Source organism: Nitrosarchaeum sp. AC2, from assembly GCF_013407385.1.
GTDB lineage: Archaea > Thermoproteota > Nitrososphaeria > Nitrososphaerales > Nitrosopumilaceae > Nitrosarchaeum > Nitrosarchaeum koreense.
In genome coordinates this window covers 945,512-962,516 of sequence record NZ_CP030847.1, presented here as the reverse complement: position 1 = coordinate 962,516, position 17,005 = coordinate 945,512, and the positions used below count along the sequence as shown (strand labels likewise).

Sequence of the window (17,005 nt, the reverse complement as noted above, 5' to 3'; positions counted from 1 at the left end):
TTTTGTATGGCTAAAAAATCAAAGAAAGTCAAGCCTAAGGACAAGCCACAAAAGGATACAAAACCATCTGCTGCTGAAAACAAAAAACAAAAGAAAATTGATTCGATGTCATTTGAGGACAAGCTTTGGGAGACTGCAGAATTATTAATTGGTGCTGTATCGCCATCAGAATACAAAAACATTGCACTAGGATTGATGTTTGTCAAATTTATCTCAGATAGATATGAAGAGAGAAGAAAAGAGATTGAGAATGAAACTAGTAATCCTAAAAGTGAAATTTATTCAAAAACTGATGAAAAGAAAAAGTATTGGTTAAATCTTAAAGACCAATATTCATCAAAAGGTGTCTTTTATCTTAAAGAAGGAGATAGATGGAATGATCTTAAAAAAATAATATCTACTGAAAAAAATCTTGGAATTAAAATCGATGCAATGCTTGATCAAATAGAAAAAGACAATCCATCACTTACAGGAGTATTGCCCAAAGTATTTTCAGGAGCTCCGATTCCAAATGAAAATCTACAACAGCTAGTTGAGTTATTTGACAGCATTACTACTCATGATTCATCTAAAGATGCTTTTGGTAGAATCTATGAATATTTTATGAGAAATTTCTCAAAGAAGTTAGGTGAGAAGGGTGGTGAATTCTTTACTCCTGAGTCTATTGTTAGATTACTAGTGGAAATCTTAGAACCATACCAAGGAATTGTTTACGATCCTACATGTGGTTCAGGTGGAATGTTTGTTCAAAGTTACAAGTTTTTACAAGCTCATAAAGATAAAAATCAAAATACAAAACAAGGAATTTCAATTTATGGAGTAGAAAAGAAAAATGAAGTCTTACGTATATGTAAAATGAACCTGGCTATTCGTGGAATTGAAAGTAAAAACATTGTACTTGGAGATTGCTTTTTGGATCATCCGCACTCAAAACTAAAAGCTAATCGTGTAATTGCAAATCCACCATTTAATCTTCGAGAATGGGGTTATGAAAAACTAAAAGAAGATGCCAGATTTCAAAAATATGGCATTCCTACGCCTAGCAAGGCAGGTGGTAACTATGCGTTTATGGAACATATGCTGTATCATTTAGATGAAAAAGATGGTCGCATGGGTATTGTTTTGGCAAATGGTTCTATGGCATCAAGTGGAACTGAAGGAAAGATTCGTCAGAACATGGTTGAAGATGATATTTTAGATTGTATGGTAGCATTACCAACTAATCTGTTTTTTACTGTAACAATTCCAGCTTGTCTTTGGTTTTTTACAAAAAATAAAGATGATGGAAAAACTAGAAAGAGAAAAGGAGAAACATTATTTATTGATGCAAGAAAAATATTTACTAAAATTGATAGAGTGTTAAATGAATTATCTGTTGAACAAATAGAACGGATTGCTGGAACATATCGTTCTTACATTGGTGAGAAAGGATATCCAAAGTACAAAGATATTGCTGGTTATTGTAAAGTTGTAACAAAAGATGAAATTGCAAAAAACAACTATGTTTTGACTCCTGGTAGGTATGTAGGGGCTGAAGACATTGAAGATGATGATGAGCCATTTGAAGAAAAAATGAAGAAACTAACTGCAGAATATGCAAAACTTTCTGAAGAATCTACTAAACTAGACAAAGAAATTCGCAAAAATCTAAAAGAGATTGGATTTGAAATCTAAATTACTTTCAGAAACGAATTTTAAAGGCTCAGTATTTGGTTCCATTCCTGTAGAGTGGGAAATAAAAAAAATTTCTGAGTTAGATGAATCAAAAAATTGTGTTCAAACTGGACCTTTTGGTAGTCTCTTGCATTCTCATGATTATCAAGAACAGGGACATCCATTAATTTTAGTCCAACATGTAAAAAAAGGAAAAATCATTGAAGATAATTTACCTAAGATTAGTGATTCAAAATATTTTACCTTGTCCAAATTTATTCTAAAAGAAGGAGATATTGTGTTTACTAGGGTTGGATATGTGGGTGATTCTGCATTTATAGAGAAAAAATATTCAGGTTGGTTGATTTCAGGTCAGATGTTGAGAGTAAGGCTGAACAATCTTAACATCAATAACCGATTTGTGTCTCTTTTATTCACCACTAAGCGATTTCAGAATATCTCAAAAAGTGTTGTTTTAGGATCTACCCGAGATTCAATTAACACTCAAATTTTAAAAGATATGCCGATAATAATTCCGTCTAAACATGAACAAGACAAAATAGTTTCAATAATACACCCATTGAATAAATGGATTGAAAATGTGGAAAATCAAAATAAAATTTTAGAAAAAATTATTCAGTCAATTTTCAAATCATGGTTTATTGATTTTGAGGGACAAACAGAATTTGTTGATTCAGAGTTAGGACAAATTCCAAAAGGATGGATTGTTTCAACAATACCAGAATGTTTTGATATCTCTCCCAATTATTATTTAAAAAAAGGAATCATTGCACCATATATTGGAATGGCAGATATTCCCGTGAACTCTTTGAGAATTTCAGATTTTACATATAGAGAATTTACATCTGGAACTAAATTTACTAATGGAGATACATTATTAGCTAGAATTACTCCAAGTTTGGAAAATGGCAAAACAGCATATGTTGATTTCTTACAGGATAATCAAATTGGATGGGGTTCGACAGAATTCATTGTAATGAGACCAAAAGATCCTTTTCCTAAAGAATATGGATATTGCTTATCTAGAACTAATGAATTTCGTTCACATGCAATTCTCAATATGACTGGAACATCCGGTCGTCAAAGAGTGCCAGAGAGTTGTTTTGATAATTATAACATCGTAATTCCTTCAAAGTCATTATTAGATGATTTTAGAAAAATATCTTCCATAATTTTTAAACAAATTAAGATCAATGGAATTGAGTTAAACATACTAACAAAAATTCGTGATTCTCTATTACCAAAATTAATGTCAGGAGAAATTCGAGTATGACTCCCTCTGAGCTAAACGAAGAGAAGCTAGTAGAGATTCCTGCAGAACATACCTTTTCTGAACTATATGATGATGTAAAATATGATCCAGATATCAGGCCAGGAAGAGAAGCACAAGAACGCGATTCGCTTCAAGAAGTACTGCTAAAGAAGAGATTAAGGCAGAAATTAGTAGAATTAAATCCAGGAAATCCCGATATAGTCTACGACATTGCAGTCCAGAAAATTGAGATAATTTCAGAGCCCACTCTAATTGAAACAAACAGAAAATTTCATCAAATGTTACTATCAGGAATCAAAGTAACATACCAAGACCAAGGAAAAACAAAGTATTCTGTTATTAAAATAGTTGATTTTGAAAATCCGCAAAAAAATGACTTTATTGCAGTAAGACAATTTCTTCTAGTTCAACACGAAGAAAGAAGGCTAGATCATGTTATTTTTGTAAATGGAATTCCACTAGTAATTTTAGAATACAAATCAATGGCAGATACAAATATTACAATAGTTGATGCATTTCATCAATTAGGAAAAACCAAATATCAACGTGACATTCCAATAATATTTCGATATAATGCATTTCTAGTAATTAGTGATAGATTAAATGCAAAATATGGGACAATTAATGCACCATTTGAGCGATTTTCTGACTGGAATGATTTATCACAGCCTGATAAAAAAGTAGCAAATAGGTTAGAAATTTTACAAAAATTACTCTTAAACAAATCAACTATGCTTGATGTAATTAAAAATTTCATAGAGTACGAATCAGATGGAAAAAACATAATCAAAAAGATTTGTCAACAACATCAATATCATGCAGTAAATTCAATTGTAAAAAGAACATCTGATGTCTTCTCACAGAAAGGAGAAAATAGAATTGGTGTAGTTTGGCATACTACAGGTAGTGGCAAGTCATTAACTATGATTTATTATGCAAATGCATTATCTCAAATCGAAAAATTTGAAAATCCAACATTTATCATAATAACTGATAGACGTGATCTTGATGAGCAGCTAAATCACTTTTTTAGAATAGCTGGTTTTCCATACCCAAAACCAGAAACTGCAATTCTTGAAGCTGATTCTATTTTAGATCTAAGAGAAAAACTACAAATCCCTGCTGGAAAAGTGATTTTTACAACAATTCAAAAATTCCAAACTACTGAAGAAGAAAGAGAAGGTAAGGTAAAGTATCCAAAAATATCTGACAGGCGTAATATCATAATCATCGCAGATGAGGCCCATCGATCTCAATACAAAAAGATGGCTCAAAATCTCCAAACTGCCTTGCCAAATGCTCTAAGAATAGGCTTTACAGGCACGCCAATTGAGCTTGAAGACCGTTCTACAACTCAGGTGTTTGGAGATATTATCTCATCTTATAAAATTCCAGAGGCAGTACGAGATGGAGCAACTGTACAAATTTCATGTGAGACTCATCCTGTAACTCTACTACTGCTAAACAAATTCATTGGAAAAGATTTTGAAGAACTTACTCAAGGAATAGATGAAGAAAATGTAACTACACTAGCTAGACGAGGGACTGAATTTACAAAACTAGTTGAAGATCCAGATAGAATCAAAACAATTGCAACTGATATTGTTGAGCATTTTAATAAAAAACAAAAAGTATTCAAAGGAAAGGCAATGCTTGCAACATCAACCAAGCTTGCAGCAGCTAGATACGCTGATTATATCTCAAGTATGAAAGATGCACCTGAATGTACTTGTATTGTTTCAGGTGCAACATCCCAAAAACCAGAATCAACTCCTGAAAAAAGAACACGAGAATCTATAATTCAAAATCATTACAAGGATAAATTGACAATTGAAAATTTACTAGCTAGATTTAAAGATGAAAATGATCCTTTATCCCTTTTAATTGTATGTGATATGTATCTTACAGGATTTGATGCACCACTAATTCATACAATGTATGTTGATAAGCCACTACGTGATCATAATCTAATTCAGGCAATATCTAGAGTAAACAGAGTTTGGAAGAATAAACCTGGTGGTACAATTATTGATTACATTGGCATAGCTGACGACCTTGATAGGGCATTTAGTGCATATTCACAAGATGATGTTAAAGGTGCAATGATTCCAACTAGTGAAATAATTGAAATTATGAAAAAGAAACACCTGGAATTATTAAATTTCTTTGAAACAGACGTTACAAATAGAAAAGGACTAGATGAATCACAAGAAATTCAATTAATTTATGATGCAATAGATGAAATTGTTGCAGACGATGTTGTAAAGCGAGAATTTGTAAAAAATATAACAGATCTTACAAAGGCATATGCTGTATGTACTCCTCATCCAGCGTGTCTTGATGTAGAAGACGATATGGCATTTTTCCAGAAATTACGCAGGATTTTACTCAAAGCTACCTCAAATGCACCTGTAGATTTGACTGAAATGGAGTCTGCCATTTCTGATTTAGTAGAGAAGGGAATTGGAGCAGACCAGGTAGTAAAAGAGTTTAAGATTTCATTTGATCCTAAAAAGCAAGACATTTCAAAAGAGTATCTAGATGATATCAAAAAGAGAAAGCACAAAAATCTCAAAGTAGAGCTTGCTCACAAATTATTAGATGATGCAATTCAAGCTAAATTCAAACGAAATATTGTAAAACGTAAATCATTTCAAGATAGAATTGAAGAAGCTTTAAGCAAGTATCATGGTAGATTTTGGACTGATGGTGATACTGTAGAAAAACTAGAAGAAGTAGGCAAAGAGATTACAAATGAATCAACAAGAGAACAAGAACTAGGTCTTAATGATGAAGAGATTGCATTTTATGATGTTGTATCTTTAGGTAAAGATTACATAAAATCAGATGCCGTAATAAAGCAAATTTCTGTGGATTTGACAAAATATCTTAAAGGAAATATCCGAATAGATTGGGTTAATCAAGAAAATCTTAAAGCAGACATTCGAGTTGGTGTTAGAAAAATTTTATCACGTGCAGACTTTCCAATTGATAAGATAGAAGAGATTGTACCAAAAATAATGGATCAAGCTGAAACAAATTATGGGTAGTTCTCTATTGCATAAATCGACTTTGGGTACTTTTATTGATGTGATTCATGGTTATGCATTTAAAGGAGAATTTTTTACTGAAGAAAAAACAAGTAATATTCTACTCACCCCAGGAAACTTTTCAATAGGTGGAGGTTTCAAAGATGATAAAATAAAATATTACAATGGTCCAATTTATGAAAAATACGTTCTAAATGTAAAAGATCTCATTGTAACAATGACTGATCTTAGTAAAATGGGTGATACTTTAGGCTATCCTCTTTTTGTTCCGTCATTACCACATTGTATTTTTTTACACAATCAAAGATTAGGAAAAATTATTATCAAAGATACGAAAAAAATTGATAAAGAATTTTTGTATTATTTTTTGTGTACTCATGAATATCGGAATAGCATACTTGGTAGTGCAACAGGTAGTACCGTGAAACATACTGCTCCTGAAAGAATCTTATCGATCCCATTTTATCCGCCTCCAATAGAAATTCAAAAAAAGATTGCACATTATCTATATTCTATAGATTTAGAAATATCAACACTAAAATACCAAAATATTTATCTTGAAAAAATTATTCAGTCAATTTTCAAATCATGGTTTATTGATTTTGAGGGACAAACAGAATTTGTTGATTCAGAGTTAGGACAAATCCCAAAAGGATGGATGTGTGGAAAATTAGAAAATATATGTAATATTTTCAGTGGAGGAACACCTTCAACTATAAAAGAAGAATATTGGGATGGAAACTTACTTTGGCTTTCTTCAGGAGAAACACGAAATAGATTCATTATTGATACCGAAAGAAAAATTACTCAATTAGGTGTGGATAATTCTAGTACTAGACTTGCAAAAAAATTAGACGTAGTAATTGCATCTGCAGGACAAGGCAATACAAGAGGTCAAGTTTCACTTTGTTTGATTGACACTTACATTAATCAGTCTGTGATAGCATTACGTTCTAAAGATGATTATCTATATTCATTTTTTCTATTTTGTAATTTAAAATCGCGTTATGATGAATTACGTAATATTTCCGATAGTCATAGTTCAAGAGGAAGTTTACCTAAAAATGTGTTAGTCACATTAGAATTAATTATACCAAATAAAGAGATCTTGAAAAAATTTAATGAAATTGTAATGCCTATGTTTCTAAATATTGAAAAAAACATAAAAGATATTCTAATTTTATCTAATATTCGTGATTCTCTTTTACCAAAGCTGATGTCAGGAGAAATCCAAGTATAAAATTATCTTCTATTCAAACAGTTATTGCGTAATGAACTCTGCAAATGAATCTTAATTTTGATCGAGTGCATTTCATTTTCCACACCATTTCATTTTCTACACCAATATGAAACAAAATGGGAATACGTGTGAAAACTCACACTCATATTTTTTTAAAAAATGGTCATTTTGTAAAATGCCACGCCCACTAAATGGATATAATATGACCATTTCACGTCATTTTAGGCTCATTTTTTAGCAATCACATTTCATAATATTTTGCTTATTCTGATAAAATCATACTATCTCATAATTCTACTAAACATCACATAAAAGATCTATTCAAATAAAAGATTTGATCAAAAAAACTATGAAAATAAAATCATTAAAGGCAAAAAATTTTAAATCTTTTTTGCCTGAAGGCATTGACTATAACGTTCAAGATGGTTTGAATACCATCGTTGGTGAAAATAATGTTGGAAAATCAAACATAACTAAAATTTTATCTGAATTAATTTTATTAATGGAAAATCAAAATGATTTCAAGATTACAGAAGCTTTTCAAGGAAATATTGACAACGCGGTAGAATTGGAAATACAAGTAATTTTGAGTGGAGATGATATAGAATTTCTTATGACACGATTTTCTGTTCCAATAAACCACAAAGAGGAATTTATTCAAATATTTGGAAAAAATCTTACAATTCATTTTATTTTTTCTAGATTTACTGGACCAAAAATAACAACTCTATTTGGAAAAATGATATTTATTGATAATAGGGGTGCAATGGATATCACTAGTTTTGGTAAAGGATACCATCCAAAAGATTGGTTAACTTTTATCAATGGAGTTTCTCAAAAAAGTCTTAATCTAGTTGATGCTGTTAATGAAGCATTATCTCCAAGTCAATCAGAACCAACACCTATGTTTCAATTTAATCAAAATACTTTGAGATACTTTCATGAATTATTTAATGAAACAATAATGATTTTTTCAGAGTTTAGAGAACGCCCATCTTCTGAAGTAAGGACAGGCGTGTTTTCATCACCTACTGGACGCGAAGTAGCATCAGTATTGTTTAATTTAAAAAATGGTGGTAGAAAAAAAGGAAAACGATTCGAACAAATTCAGAGTCATTTCACGCAGATTTTTCCCAATTTAAAATTGGATACAAGAGAAGGTCATCAAATTTTCATAACAAAATCTAATGACTATGAAATAGAACAGAATGCCATAGGTGCAGGAATTATAGAAATTATTATTTTACTTACACATTTGATTGGAACTCATAATCACGTCTTTGTATTAGATGAGCCTGAATTACATCTTCATCCACATGCAAAAAGATCTATCTCAAAATTAATACGAACTGCTTCAGAGACAAATCAGATAATCTGTGTTACACATTCAACAAATTTTATTCACATGAATTCAATTAACAACATAACATATGTACAAGATAAAAATGGACATAGTGAATTAGGCAGACTACCACCAAATTATTTTACAGATGATGAGATTAAAAAATTACAAAGAATCACTGAATCTAGACAAAAAGAATTTTTATTCTCACGTGCAGTTTTGTTAGTAGAAGGTGATACGGAAGTAGGTGCAATGCCTATTTTAGCCCAAAGAATCAGATCTGATCTTGATATGCATAACATTTCTGTAATTGGAGTAGACAGTCATTATTTTGCACTTTTTAGCAAATTGTTAAGAGGGTTCAGAATACCTCACATAGTAATGCTGGACAATGATACTATTTACAATATAGAAACTTCAATAGATGTAGATTCGCAAAAAATCATAACATCTTCTTTGATCAGACAGCTTGATGATCTAGGTGAACTCACAGATGAGGATAAAATTATCATTAAATCATGTGAAAATGAGATAATACCAAATGGTGATAGTTCAAGATATAATGATGAATCTGTTAAAAAACTGAAAAATTTAATCAAAAAATATAGATTCATACATTTACTTCCTTCTGATTTTGAAGGATTATTTTCCGCATCAACAAATAGTGAAATTGTTAAATCTGCAAAAAAGAATTTTAGAGGAAGTAAAGTACTTCAAGGTAGACATATTGCAGAAAAAATTACTTACATCCCAAGTGACTTGAAAAAAATAATAGAAAATATTGTTAAATTATCTACATAAGGACACTGATCATACATTTTGATATCATCTAGTTAACGTCGTATTTTTACTCATAAAATGGGGGATTTCCCTTTTTATGATAACTCGATTGTTTGATTAATGCACATTCCAAGTTATTTTTCTGATCGATGATTTTGAAAATATGCCTGGGTTCTTTAGTGATCCCAAAATGTTTCACAAAATTGCATGCAGCAAATCAGAAAAAATGCTTTTAAAAAAGCAAGAGAATTTGGATTTAAACTTGAGAACCGAGAAAGATTAGAAAATGAAATTATGTGTGATGAAATTTTGGCAAAATATGAATCGGATTATTATTCAAAATTTAGGTAGAAAAATCCCTGTTGTATATTGTGTGAGATTTTCATCTGAAGTTCATATCTTCTAACAGTTAGGTTTTTCATTTTGAATGATCTCATTCATGTTTAGTAAAAATTTATCAGGTCCACCATATTCTTCAAAGAGTTTAGGATTAATTTGATAATGAAAAGGCTCATCTTGTAATATCTTCTCGTCTATCAGTTTAGATTTTTCCCAAAATTCAGGAGGCAAATCCTGCCACGAACCACTATAATCTTCAATGCCCCAGTATTTTTTCGCTATTTCTTCTGCTATTTTCTGCTTTTCAGATGCATATTTTTGCATTGTTTCTAGAGAATATCTGTGATCCCAAAATGCTGCAGCATTGGGTCCTTCAACAATATCAACAAGGTCACATATCGTATTTACCTCATAGGATTGTAATGGGTCAAATGATTCTAAAGTTAGAATGAATAGAATCAAAACAACTGATAATGCACTTATCCCTATGACAAGCAATTTTTTCATAAAGGTAAGGTAAAGTCATACCTTATTTTAATCACACTTTGCAATACTTTACCTTATGAAGCACAAGATAACCATGTCACTAGAAGTAGATATTATCAAGTGGATTGATTCAGAGGTCAAAACAGGAAGATTCAGAAATAGAAGTCATGGTTTTGAACAATGTGCTAGACTAGTTAAAGATAGAAAGATCAGTTAGATTATCTCCAAGATCTAACAAAGAATTTAATGTAAAAATTACTTACAGGTCAGATGAGAGCATAATCTAAAGTATACTAGACAAAATGAGATTATAGAAATGATCGCCTTTAGAGTGGTTTCTAGGCATGAGGTCTTTATATAGCCCCCCCTAAGTGAAGAGATTCTTTCTTTATGCAATATAGTATGGGGGGGGGGGTGGAGGGGGTCAGAAAGTAGGAATTTCATCTTTATGTTAATCAAAATTCCATTATTGCCCAGTTCTCCTAAAAATAATCTGTTTACCATTCACTTCTCGTCTTTCATAGTCTTTTGCTACAGAACAAGACATTGATTCTAAATGGCGTTGAACTGCTGAATGAGAGCCTCTGCCTATTTCTTCCTGCACTAGATAAGTAACACATTCTACAGCTTCTTTCATTGGAATTTCAATGCGTTTAGGAGGATTCCCACTATGAGGAAGTAATTGTTGAGAGAGGAATTGTTTGCAATGTTTGATTATCACTACGCTTACGTCTGCTTCATTGCTTGTTTGCTTACCTTCGTTGAATCTAATCCCTCGCTCTTGCTCTCGCTCAGGGTCGAATTTATCAGCCCATCTTTCATTCTCTTTTAATTTATCTTGAGCTAGATTTTTCCAATCAAAATTAGTTTTCTTGTCTTCATTACAAATTGCATGAGCCCATACCATATTCTCAAGGCGATTATCTCCATCATTATCATTGAGATGATCCCATTCTAAACACAAATCTTTTGAATCTTCATGAAATGGCTGCTTACAGTAAAAGCAAGTACATTCTGCAAATTTTAATCCTGGATAATCTCTTCTCATGATTAGTGGTCCCCACTTCATCTTTTGATTATGATTGATGTGTAATGTCACTATACTGTAACTCCAAAAATGTTTTGGTGGGAGCGAGCGAGGAAAATCAAGAGGGATCCTCTGTATTCAAACAATTATTCAAAATGGACATGAGTAATATTCCTCATTATGTAATTTTATGACTATTTCTGTTTCAGATATTATTAGAACTAATTTGGTTCCTTTTTTCATACCCAATCTATCTATCCAATTTTTCGGTAAAATTATTCCAAGACTTTTACCTCCAATCATTTGAATTTTTTTTTCAATTATGTACATTTAATCATTAATTTGTTTCATGTGCTCTGAGTCTTGAATTCTATACTTTGAAAAACAAGGTAACTTCTCACATTTTTCACATAATTTGTATGTCTTTATTTCACCATTTACAGAAAATTTTGTGATGTATTTTAGATTCTTATGTTTACATGTAAAAATTTTAAATTCCATTTTTCATTCTCATTGATTTGATTAAGATGTATTCTAGATATTTTGATCTAGGGATTAGACCTCGTTTTTTATCTAAACCTGAGAGAACTTTTTCATCTATTGAAATACCTATTATGATTTTTGTCATTCTGTTAATTTTAACAACAATGTTAAATATAACAAATTTCTTAATAATACAAGGAGAATATAACAAAATATGTTATCAAGTGGCACAAGAAGACAAATCAAAGAACATAAATGGAATGAACACTCAAATCAATCTCTTTTCTTTATAAGATTGAAACAAAGATGTGTAGCTGCATTAAATGACTTGACATTAATTGCAAATGAATTAGATGAATCTCAATTAAATGAAATATTTACTCAAGATACAATTGAACCTTTTATCAAATCTCTAATGGACCCACAATCTATATCTAAAAAGAAATTAAAAGATAAACGTAATTCTGACAGACGATTTTTTTTAGGATATACTTTACTAGATAATTCATTAAATATCACAATGAGCACTATTGATAACAAGTGGGCAAAAAAAATGTATGCTGAACATGAAGGTCCATTAAGAGCTATTTTAGACACACTTTATCATGAACGTAAAAGAAAATTAGAACTATCTGCTTGAATCATTTTTTATGTATTCCATTCTCTCTTTATCTGCCACAAGTTGATCTACTTTCTTTTTGTATTCTTCTATCTCCGAATTTTTCTTTTCAAGTTCAGATTTTTCTTGCTCTAATTTCTGTATCTGTAGTTTTTGTCTTTCAGTTTGGTCTATGATTAATTCTGGCTCAAGCTGCAAGAACCACTCAAGTCTTTTTTGATCTGACATTCTATCATACTGAGGCAAATACCCCCCATGGCCTGTCATTCTATGTGCATATCCTTCTCTATGAACATCTGCAGCTTTGCCAAAAAAGAAAGACCTGAAAGAATACAGAGTGATCATTCTAAATCCATTTGATTTGTATTTTTGGGTAAATCCAGCTTCTGTAGTATACTTGTTAAACATCATAGATTCTGCCTTTTCTGCATGAGCTGGGTTTTCATTAGTGGTCCATACCAAGTCATTGTCTTTTAGGTCCTTTAGTCTGATCATCAATAACTTTGCTGCCTCTTTTGTAAGCCAGCCAGACCTACCTGACCTGGTCTTTACATTTTCAGCCTCAATTCTAACCTTGACTCTCTTTTGTGTTATGTCTATGTCTTTTTTTCTTACCTGTAACAATTCTCCAGGTCTTGCCCCTGTAGATATCAACGCAAGGTAAAATCCTGTTCTTCTAGGTAATGCCACTGCAAATATTTTCTGTATTTCTTCTAGTGTTAATTCGTGTAATTCTTCTTTGGTTGTGGGCTTGTACTCTAATGGCTCATCAAAGTCATTCAAGTGAATCCTGATTCCATTATGGGAAAATACTCTGCTAATTTTTGATATGTATTGCTTGATTGAATTAGTCAATGACCCTTTTTGATACTGCCAATCAATCCAAGACTGAAGCGTATCTCTTACTGCTTCTGTCTGTTCTTCTCCTTTGAGAGTTCCTAGTTCTCTGAATATATCGTCAATTGTTCTACCATCATAGTAGTCCTGACAGAATCTATCAAAGGAATTTTTAGCAGCTTCAATATTTTGTCGTGTTCTAATGGATAGTTTGCTAACCTTATCTTCAAAGGATTTTTTATTTTTCTTTTCCACCAGGAATGATGTCATGCAAACTAATACTTATTATCGCCTATAAAGTAGAACTTTTTGATGGATTTCATGCTTGAAGAAGAATTATTGGATTTGCTGACTTTCTGTTTGCAAAATCCTGAATCTTCTGAATTAGAAGAAAAGAAAAAAAGAATTACAGAGATTGGTGGAGAATTATTTTCTGATGGTGGAATTGATGCTCTTGAAAATTTTTTCTTTGTGGTAAAAAATAGAATAATTCAAGAAATAGAAAAAGATCCATCTCCACTGCGTTCGCTGTGGAATGGACTAACTCCGGAATGGCATTACTAGTTTAACTTGTTAGTTTCTAGCCTCTACCGATTCTAAAAATGGCTGTGCTGCATTTTGGGCAGGTGCCTTTTAGAGCTGGTTTGCCATTTTTCATGGTGTATGGTTTTGCGCCTTCGATGTCTCTTTTATCTCGGCACTTTACGCAATATCCTATTGTCATATCGTTAATAGGCACGTGGTTCTATTAGCGAGATCTTGTTAATTTTTTTTTACTATGAGGCAAACCTGTGATCTTAATTTATTCACAAACACTGTTTTTTGCATTAGTTAATCCTAAGAGTTTGTAATTTACGTACATGTAATTATGATTAACTTGTGATTTTCAAAGATACTTGTTCAGCTAATGCATCTAATCTTTGCCATGATTTAGTACTTCCTTCTTCTGACACATCCCATACATAAATTTCTGCAGTATATTCGCCTGATATTTTTGGTGCCCATGAAAGTGCTGGACTGAAAGTTTGTCCTGGATTAAGTAATCCACTAATCCATCCTATTGTTATGATTACCCCGTTTTGATTTTTAACTTGAACAATATACACAAATGTTTGAGTTTTATCTTGATTATTTTTAACATCAGCTGTGATCTGAATTTGCTGATTTACATTGATCTGATTTGATATTTGAGATCCAAATGAATTTACAAGTCTGGGGTTTGTGATCTCTACTCTGTCTAATGGTTCTATTGCAAATGCGGGATTGATGAAAATTATGAATGCTAACAATATTGAAAAAATAACCCCTAATTGCTTTATCATGATTTTCTGGCAATTATTTTGTTAATAAAGCATTTCTATACTATTCTTGATTTGTTTTATTTGCTTTTAGTTGTGTTATGTATTTTATTGTCTAATACATTGAGTAATGGCTTATTTCTATAATTGACAATTAAATCTTGATCCTATAGTAATCCCATCTTTCTGGATCAAATCTTGTGACAAACTCGGCACTCTCTTTATCAATCCTTGATTTTATTACGTCTCTTAAGGCAAAACTTGTAAGATACTTGTATTTTTTAGCATGAGCCTGCATGATGAACATGTGACGCATTTCACTCCCTCCTTTTAGTCCCCAGTATCCCATTTTTAATGCCAGAGGCTCTAAGAATATTGTATTGTTTAACCCATAATTTTCATCTCTTATCTCTGGTCTTAATCTATAATTTTCCAAAGGTCCTCCCTTTGCAAATCCTACTATTTCTCCATGACAATCATTTAATCTTAAAGTGTTGAGAATTATGTTCTGATCTTTTACTGATTCTTCAAAATTGTCTTTTGCAAATTGTAATGGTTTTGGTAGTTCTAAAAATATTGAAAATAATGTCTTCATAAACTCTGGATCTTTTCTGGTATCGATCTTTTCAATCGTTGGAACTAATTTTAGATTGTCATAAGTATAGTTTGCTTGTATTGAAATCTCTTGTTGTCTAATATTCATAAATGCTAATACTGTATCAAAAAAATTCTTTCTCATGTTAGTTGGTAGTGATTCTAAAATGAATCTACACATCTCAGTTTCTTTATTAAGTAATTCTTCAAAATAAGCTACAGAACTTCTGACAATGAGTGATGGCCTCCATGCTAAAGCATGCGCATTCATTTTTGCCATCTCCATAGCTTTTGAAAAATTTCCTAATGCATAACCACTAATTCTATCAACTACTGAAAGATACCATCCTAGATTCATAAAATGCTCTTGTTTTGATTGATTGTCTTTTGTTAATGGAGAATTTTTAAAACATTCTTTGATCTGTCGTTCTGCATTTTCCCTAAGTGTTCCACTCCATGGATATGTTGTTCTAAGAATTAACACCTTGATTATTTCAATATCTAATTTTGCATCATCTAATAGTTTTCTTAATTTTTTATCTGATGAAATAAACTTCAAAACATTTTCTTCGTGTGGTTTGTCTACGCTTTTTTGAGGATCAAAGTCATGAAATAAAGCTGCAGCATACAGATACTTCAAATCATCCTTGGCAAATCTTTTTGATGTGTTGTTTAGATTTGCAGATAAAAGAGCAACATGAGTTACTTCTAATTCGTGATTGATATTGTGATAACCATAGTAATCACTTCCTAATCCCTGTGTCTCAAATAACTCGATGGTATAGTCTAGCATCTCAGTATAGCAATCTTGGTCCATACCGCTTTCTACAATCAGGCTCAAAATCTCATTACGCATGGTGTGTGAGTTTACAAGCTCTTGCAATAGATACTGATTCTAATTGTTGTTTTTAAAGAATACTCTAAGTTTATTGAAAATCTCAATTATCTTTATGATAATTTTTGAAAAATCATTATTTTTGCGAAAGACTCAATAGAATTATCATTTTTTTTGATTTTGTTGTCTGTTAACTTGGATTTGCTTGAATCTCTTATGAGTATTAATGAAAAGCAGTCACTTGACTATACCTTGCATATTGATAATATGACATATGCTTTGACTGACGTATCTATTGTGAATTCTCCTACTCCTGTTAATGCTCCTACAACTAGAGGTGGAGTCTATTTTTCAGATACATTTGCATATAAAATCAAAGGAACAATAAATGATTTAACAATAATTCCATTATTGTCAAAAACCATGCTAGGCCCAAATACAGAATTTCGTGAAATCAAAATTACTACCCAAATCATTCATGATGGCAAAAAATTATCATTATCATTATTTACAAATTTGACAAATAGTGTTCAAAGCTCGTCTAAAATTGAATTAAATATGATTTTGGTAAAACTGGAATCTTCTTAATCTTTGTTTAGATGTATATCGTATTTTTTTCGTAATTCTTCGTTTGATAATATCTCATATGCCTTGTTGATTTGAACCATCGCCTCATCTGATTTTTCTTCTTTGTTTTTGTCTGGATGTATCTTTTTTGCCATTATCCTATATTGTTTTTTTATCTCTTCAAGTGTTGCATTATGTGAAACATCTAGTATTTTATAATAATCCGGTAATGATGGGTCCTGCAACAACCTTCTGAATTCTTTGTCCTCCTTTGAGTTTTTTCTGGTTCCTATCTCTTCATAATCATCAGACCAATCAGAATGATATTTCTCGTATGTTTTATCATTCTTTGAATCAAATTCTTTGTCGTCATATGTGGTCTTCTTTCTTAAGATTATGTCTCTTGCAAGATATATGAAAAGCCCAATTACTGCTATTGCAAAGCCTGAAAATAAAATAATTTTCTGCTCATCTGTAACATCTAATTCCATTTGCAATTTTTTCTCTGTATCGTCTATCTGCGCAGACACATTTTGAATCATACATATGAGAATTATACTT

The 17,005-nt window shown here is 31.4% G+C and carries 19 protein-coding genes; 9 read left to right on the top strand and 10 right to left on the bottom strand.

Translation table 11 applies throughout. The features are described 5' to 3' along the window. Nucleotides 1-6 precede the first annotated feature (6 nt). The 5 genes from DSQ20_RS05755 to DSQ20_RS05735 all read left to right on the top strand — a co-directional run bounded on the left by DSQ20_RS05755 (nt 7) and on the right by DSQ20_RS05735 (nt 9,380). Nucleotides 7-1,674, top strand: a complete 1,668-nt coding sequence (locus tag DSQ20_RS05755) for a class I SAM-dependent DNA methyltransferase (protein ID WP_179364924.1) — start codon at nt 7-9, stop codon at nt 1,672-1,674. Then, a complete protein-coding gene (locus DSQ20_RS05750) occupies nt 1,664-2,947 on the top strand; it encodes a restriction endonuclease subunit S (protein ID WP_179364923.1) in 1,284 nt (427 codons plus the stop codon). Before DSQ20_RS05755 ends, DSQ20_RS05750 begins: the two co-directional genes overlap by 11 nt. Further along, nucleotides 2,944-5,997 carry a type I restriction endonuclease subunit R gene (locus DSQ20_RS05745; RefSeq protein ID WP_179364922.1) on the top strand — a complete coding sequence of 1,018 codons (3,054 nt, stop codon included), beginning with the start codon at nt 2,944-2,946 and terminating at the stop codon, nt 5,995-5,997. The genes DSQ20_RS05750 and DSQ20_RS05745 overlap by 4 nt, the downstream gene beginning before the upstream one ends. Then, on the top strand, nt 5,990-7,237 hold the full coding sequence (locus DSQ20_RS05740) for a restriction endonuclease subunit S (protein ID WP_179364921.1): 1,248 nt from the start codon (nt 5,990-5,992) through the stop codon (nt 7,235-7,237). The genes DSQ20_RS05745 and DSQ20_RS05740 overlap by 8 nt, the downstream gene beginning before the upstream one ends. Before the next feature lie 349 nt (nt 7,238-7,586). Beyond that, on the top strand, nt 7,587-9,380 hold the full coding sequence (locus tag DSQ20_RS05735; RefSeq protein WP_179364920.1) for an ATP-dependent endonuclease: 1,794 nt from the start codon (nt 7,587-7,589) through the stop codon (nt 9,378-9,380). A 381-nt stretch (nt 9,381-9,761) separates the two neighbouring features. Here the strand turns inward: DSQ20_RS05735 and DSQ20_RS05730 are convergent, their stop codons facing one another. Further along, the gene (locus tag DSQ20_RS05730; RefSeq protein ID WP_179364919.1) at nt 9,762-10,205 is read right to left on the bottom strand and encodes a hypothetical protein; all 444 of its coding nucleotides are present in this window, start codon (nt 10,203-10,205) and stop codon (nt 9,762-9,764) included. 55 nt (nt 10,206-10,260) lie between these two features. Between DSQ20_RS05730 and DSQ20_RS05725 the strand changes: the two genes are divergently transcribed. After that, on the top strand, nt 10,261-10,401 hold the full coding sequence (locus DSQ20_RS05725; RefSeq protein WP_179364918.1) for a hypothetical protein: 141 nt from the start codon (nt 10,261-10,263) through the stop codon (nt 10,399-10,401). A gap of 249 nt (nt 10,402-10,650) precedes the next feature. Here DSQ20_RS05725 and DSQ20_RS05720 read toward each other — a convergent pair whose 3' ends face one another. The 4 genes from DSQ20_RS05720 to DSQ20_RS05705 all read right to left on the bottom strand — a co-directional run bounded on the left by DSQ20_RS05720 (nt 10,651) and on the right by DSQ20_RS05705 (nt 11,839). Continuing rightward, on the bottom strand, nt 10,651-11,283 hold the full coding sequence (locus DSQ20_RS05720) for a hypothetical protein (protein WP_179364917.1): 633 nt from the start codon (nt 11,281-11,283) through the stop codon (nt 10,651-10,653). A gap of 78 nt (nt 11,284-11,361) precedes the next feature. Then, nucleotides 11,362-11,514 carry an AbrB/MazE/SpoVT family DNA-binding domain-containing protein gene (locus DSQ20_RS05715; protein ID WP_179364916.1) on the bottom strand — a complete coding sequence of 51 codons (153 nt, stop codon included), beginning with the start codon at nt 11,512-11,514 and terminating at the stop codon, nt 11,362-11,364. Nucleotides 11,515-11,541: 27 nt separating this feature from the next. Next, a complete protein-coding gene (locus tag DSQ20_RS05710) occupies nt 11,542-11,712 on the bottom strand; it encodes a hypothetical protein (protein ID WP_179364915.1) in 171 nt (56 codons plus the stop codon). After that, nucleotides 11,702-11,839 (bottom strand): hypothetical protein, encoded by a 138-nt coding sequence (locus DSQ20_RS05705; RefSeq protein ID WP_179364914.1) that lies wholly within the window; start codon nt 11,837-11,839, stop codon nt 11,702-11,704. Before DSQ20_RS05705 ends, DSQ20_RS05710 begins: the two co-directional genes overlap by 11 nt. Nucleotides 11,840-11,908: 69 nt before the next feature. Between DSQ20_RS05705 and DSQ20_RS05700 the strand changes: the two genes are divergently transcribed. After that, nucleotides 11,909-12,334, top strand: coding sequence for a hypothetical protein (locus DSQ20_RS05700; RefSeq protein ID WP_179364913.1), 426 nt, complete (start codon nt 11,909-11,911; stop codon nt 12,332-12,334). Here the strand turns inward: DSQ20_RS05700 and DSQ20_RS05695 are convergent. After that, complete coding sequence (locus DSQ20_RS05695) at nt 12,323-13,420, bottom strand: tyrosine-type recombinase/integrase (protein WP_179364912.1); 1,098 nt, start codon at nt 13,418-13,420, stop codon at nt 12,323-12,325. The two genes, DSQ20_RS05700 and DSQ20_RS05695, sit on opposite strands and share 12 nt — an antisense overlap. Before the next feature lie 42 nt (nt 13,421-13,462). Between DSQ20_RS05695 and DSQ20_RS05690 the strand changes: the two genes are divergently transcribed. Next, complete coding sequence (locus tag DSQ20_RS05690) at nt 13,463-13,714, top strand: hypothetical protein (RefSeq protein ID WP_048110389.1); 252 nt, start codon at nt 13,463-13,465, stop codon at nt 13,712-13,714. 16 nt (nt 13,715-13,730) lie between these two features. Here the strand turns inward: DSQ20_RS05690 and DSQ20_RS05685 are convergent, their stop codons facing one another. The 3 genes from DSQ20_RS05685 to DSQ20_RS05675 all read right to left on the bottom strand — a co-directional run bounded on the left by DSQ20_RS05685 (nt 13,731) and on the right by DSQ20_RS05675 (nt 15,898). Further along, entirely contained in the window at nt 13,731-13,874 is a 144-nt protein-coding gene (locus DSQ20_RS05685) for a DUF5679 domain-containing protein (protein WP_007550336.1), read from the bottom strand. A 148-nt stretch (nt 13,875-14,022) separates the two neighbouring features. Continuing rightward, on the bottom strand, nt 14,023-14,472 hold the full coding sequence (locus DSQ20_RS05680) for a hypothetical protein (RefSeq protein ID WP_179364911.1): 450 nt from the start codon (nt 14,470-14,472) through the stop codon (nt 14,023-14,025). A gap of 130 nt (nt 14,473-14,602) precedes the next feature. Next, nucleotides 14,603-15,898 carry an HD domain-containing protein gene (locus DSQ20_RS05675; RefSeq protein ID WP_179366329.1) on the bottom strand — a complete coding sequence of 432 codons (1,296 nt, stop codon included), beginning with the start codon at nt 15,896-15,898 and terminating at the stop codon, nt 14,603-14,605. Between the two features lie 195 nt (nt 15,899-16,093). Here DSQ20_RS05675 and DSQ20_RS05670 point away from each other — a divergent pair, with 195 nt between their 5' ends. Further along, nucleotides 16,094-16,465 carry a hypothetical protein gene (locus DSQ20_RS05670; protein WP_179364910.1) on the top strand — a complete coding sequence of 124 codons (372 nt, stop codon included), beginning with the start codon at nt 16,094-16,096 and terminating at the stop codon, nt 16,463-16,465. Here the strand turns inward: DSQ20_RS05670 and DSQ20_RS05665 are convergent. Then, nucleotides 16,462-16,986: a DnaJ domain-containing protein gene (locus DSQ20_RS05665; protein WP_007550340.1), complete on the bottom strand. Its 525-nt coding sequence runs from the start codon at nt 16,984-16,986 to the stop codon at nt 16,462-16,464. The genes DSQ20_RS05670 and DSQ20_RS05665 overlap by 4 nt on opposite strands. Between the last annotated feature and the right edge of the window lie 19 nt (nt 16,987-17,005).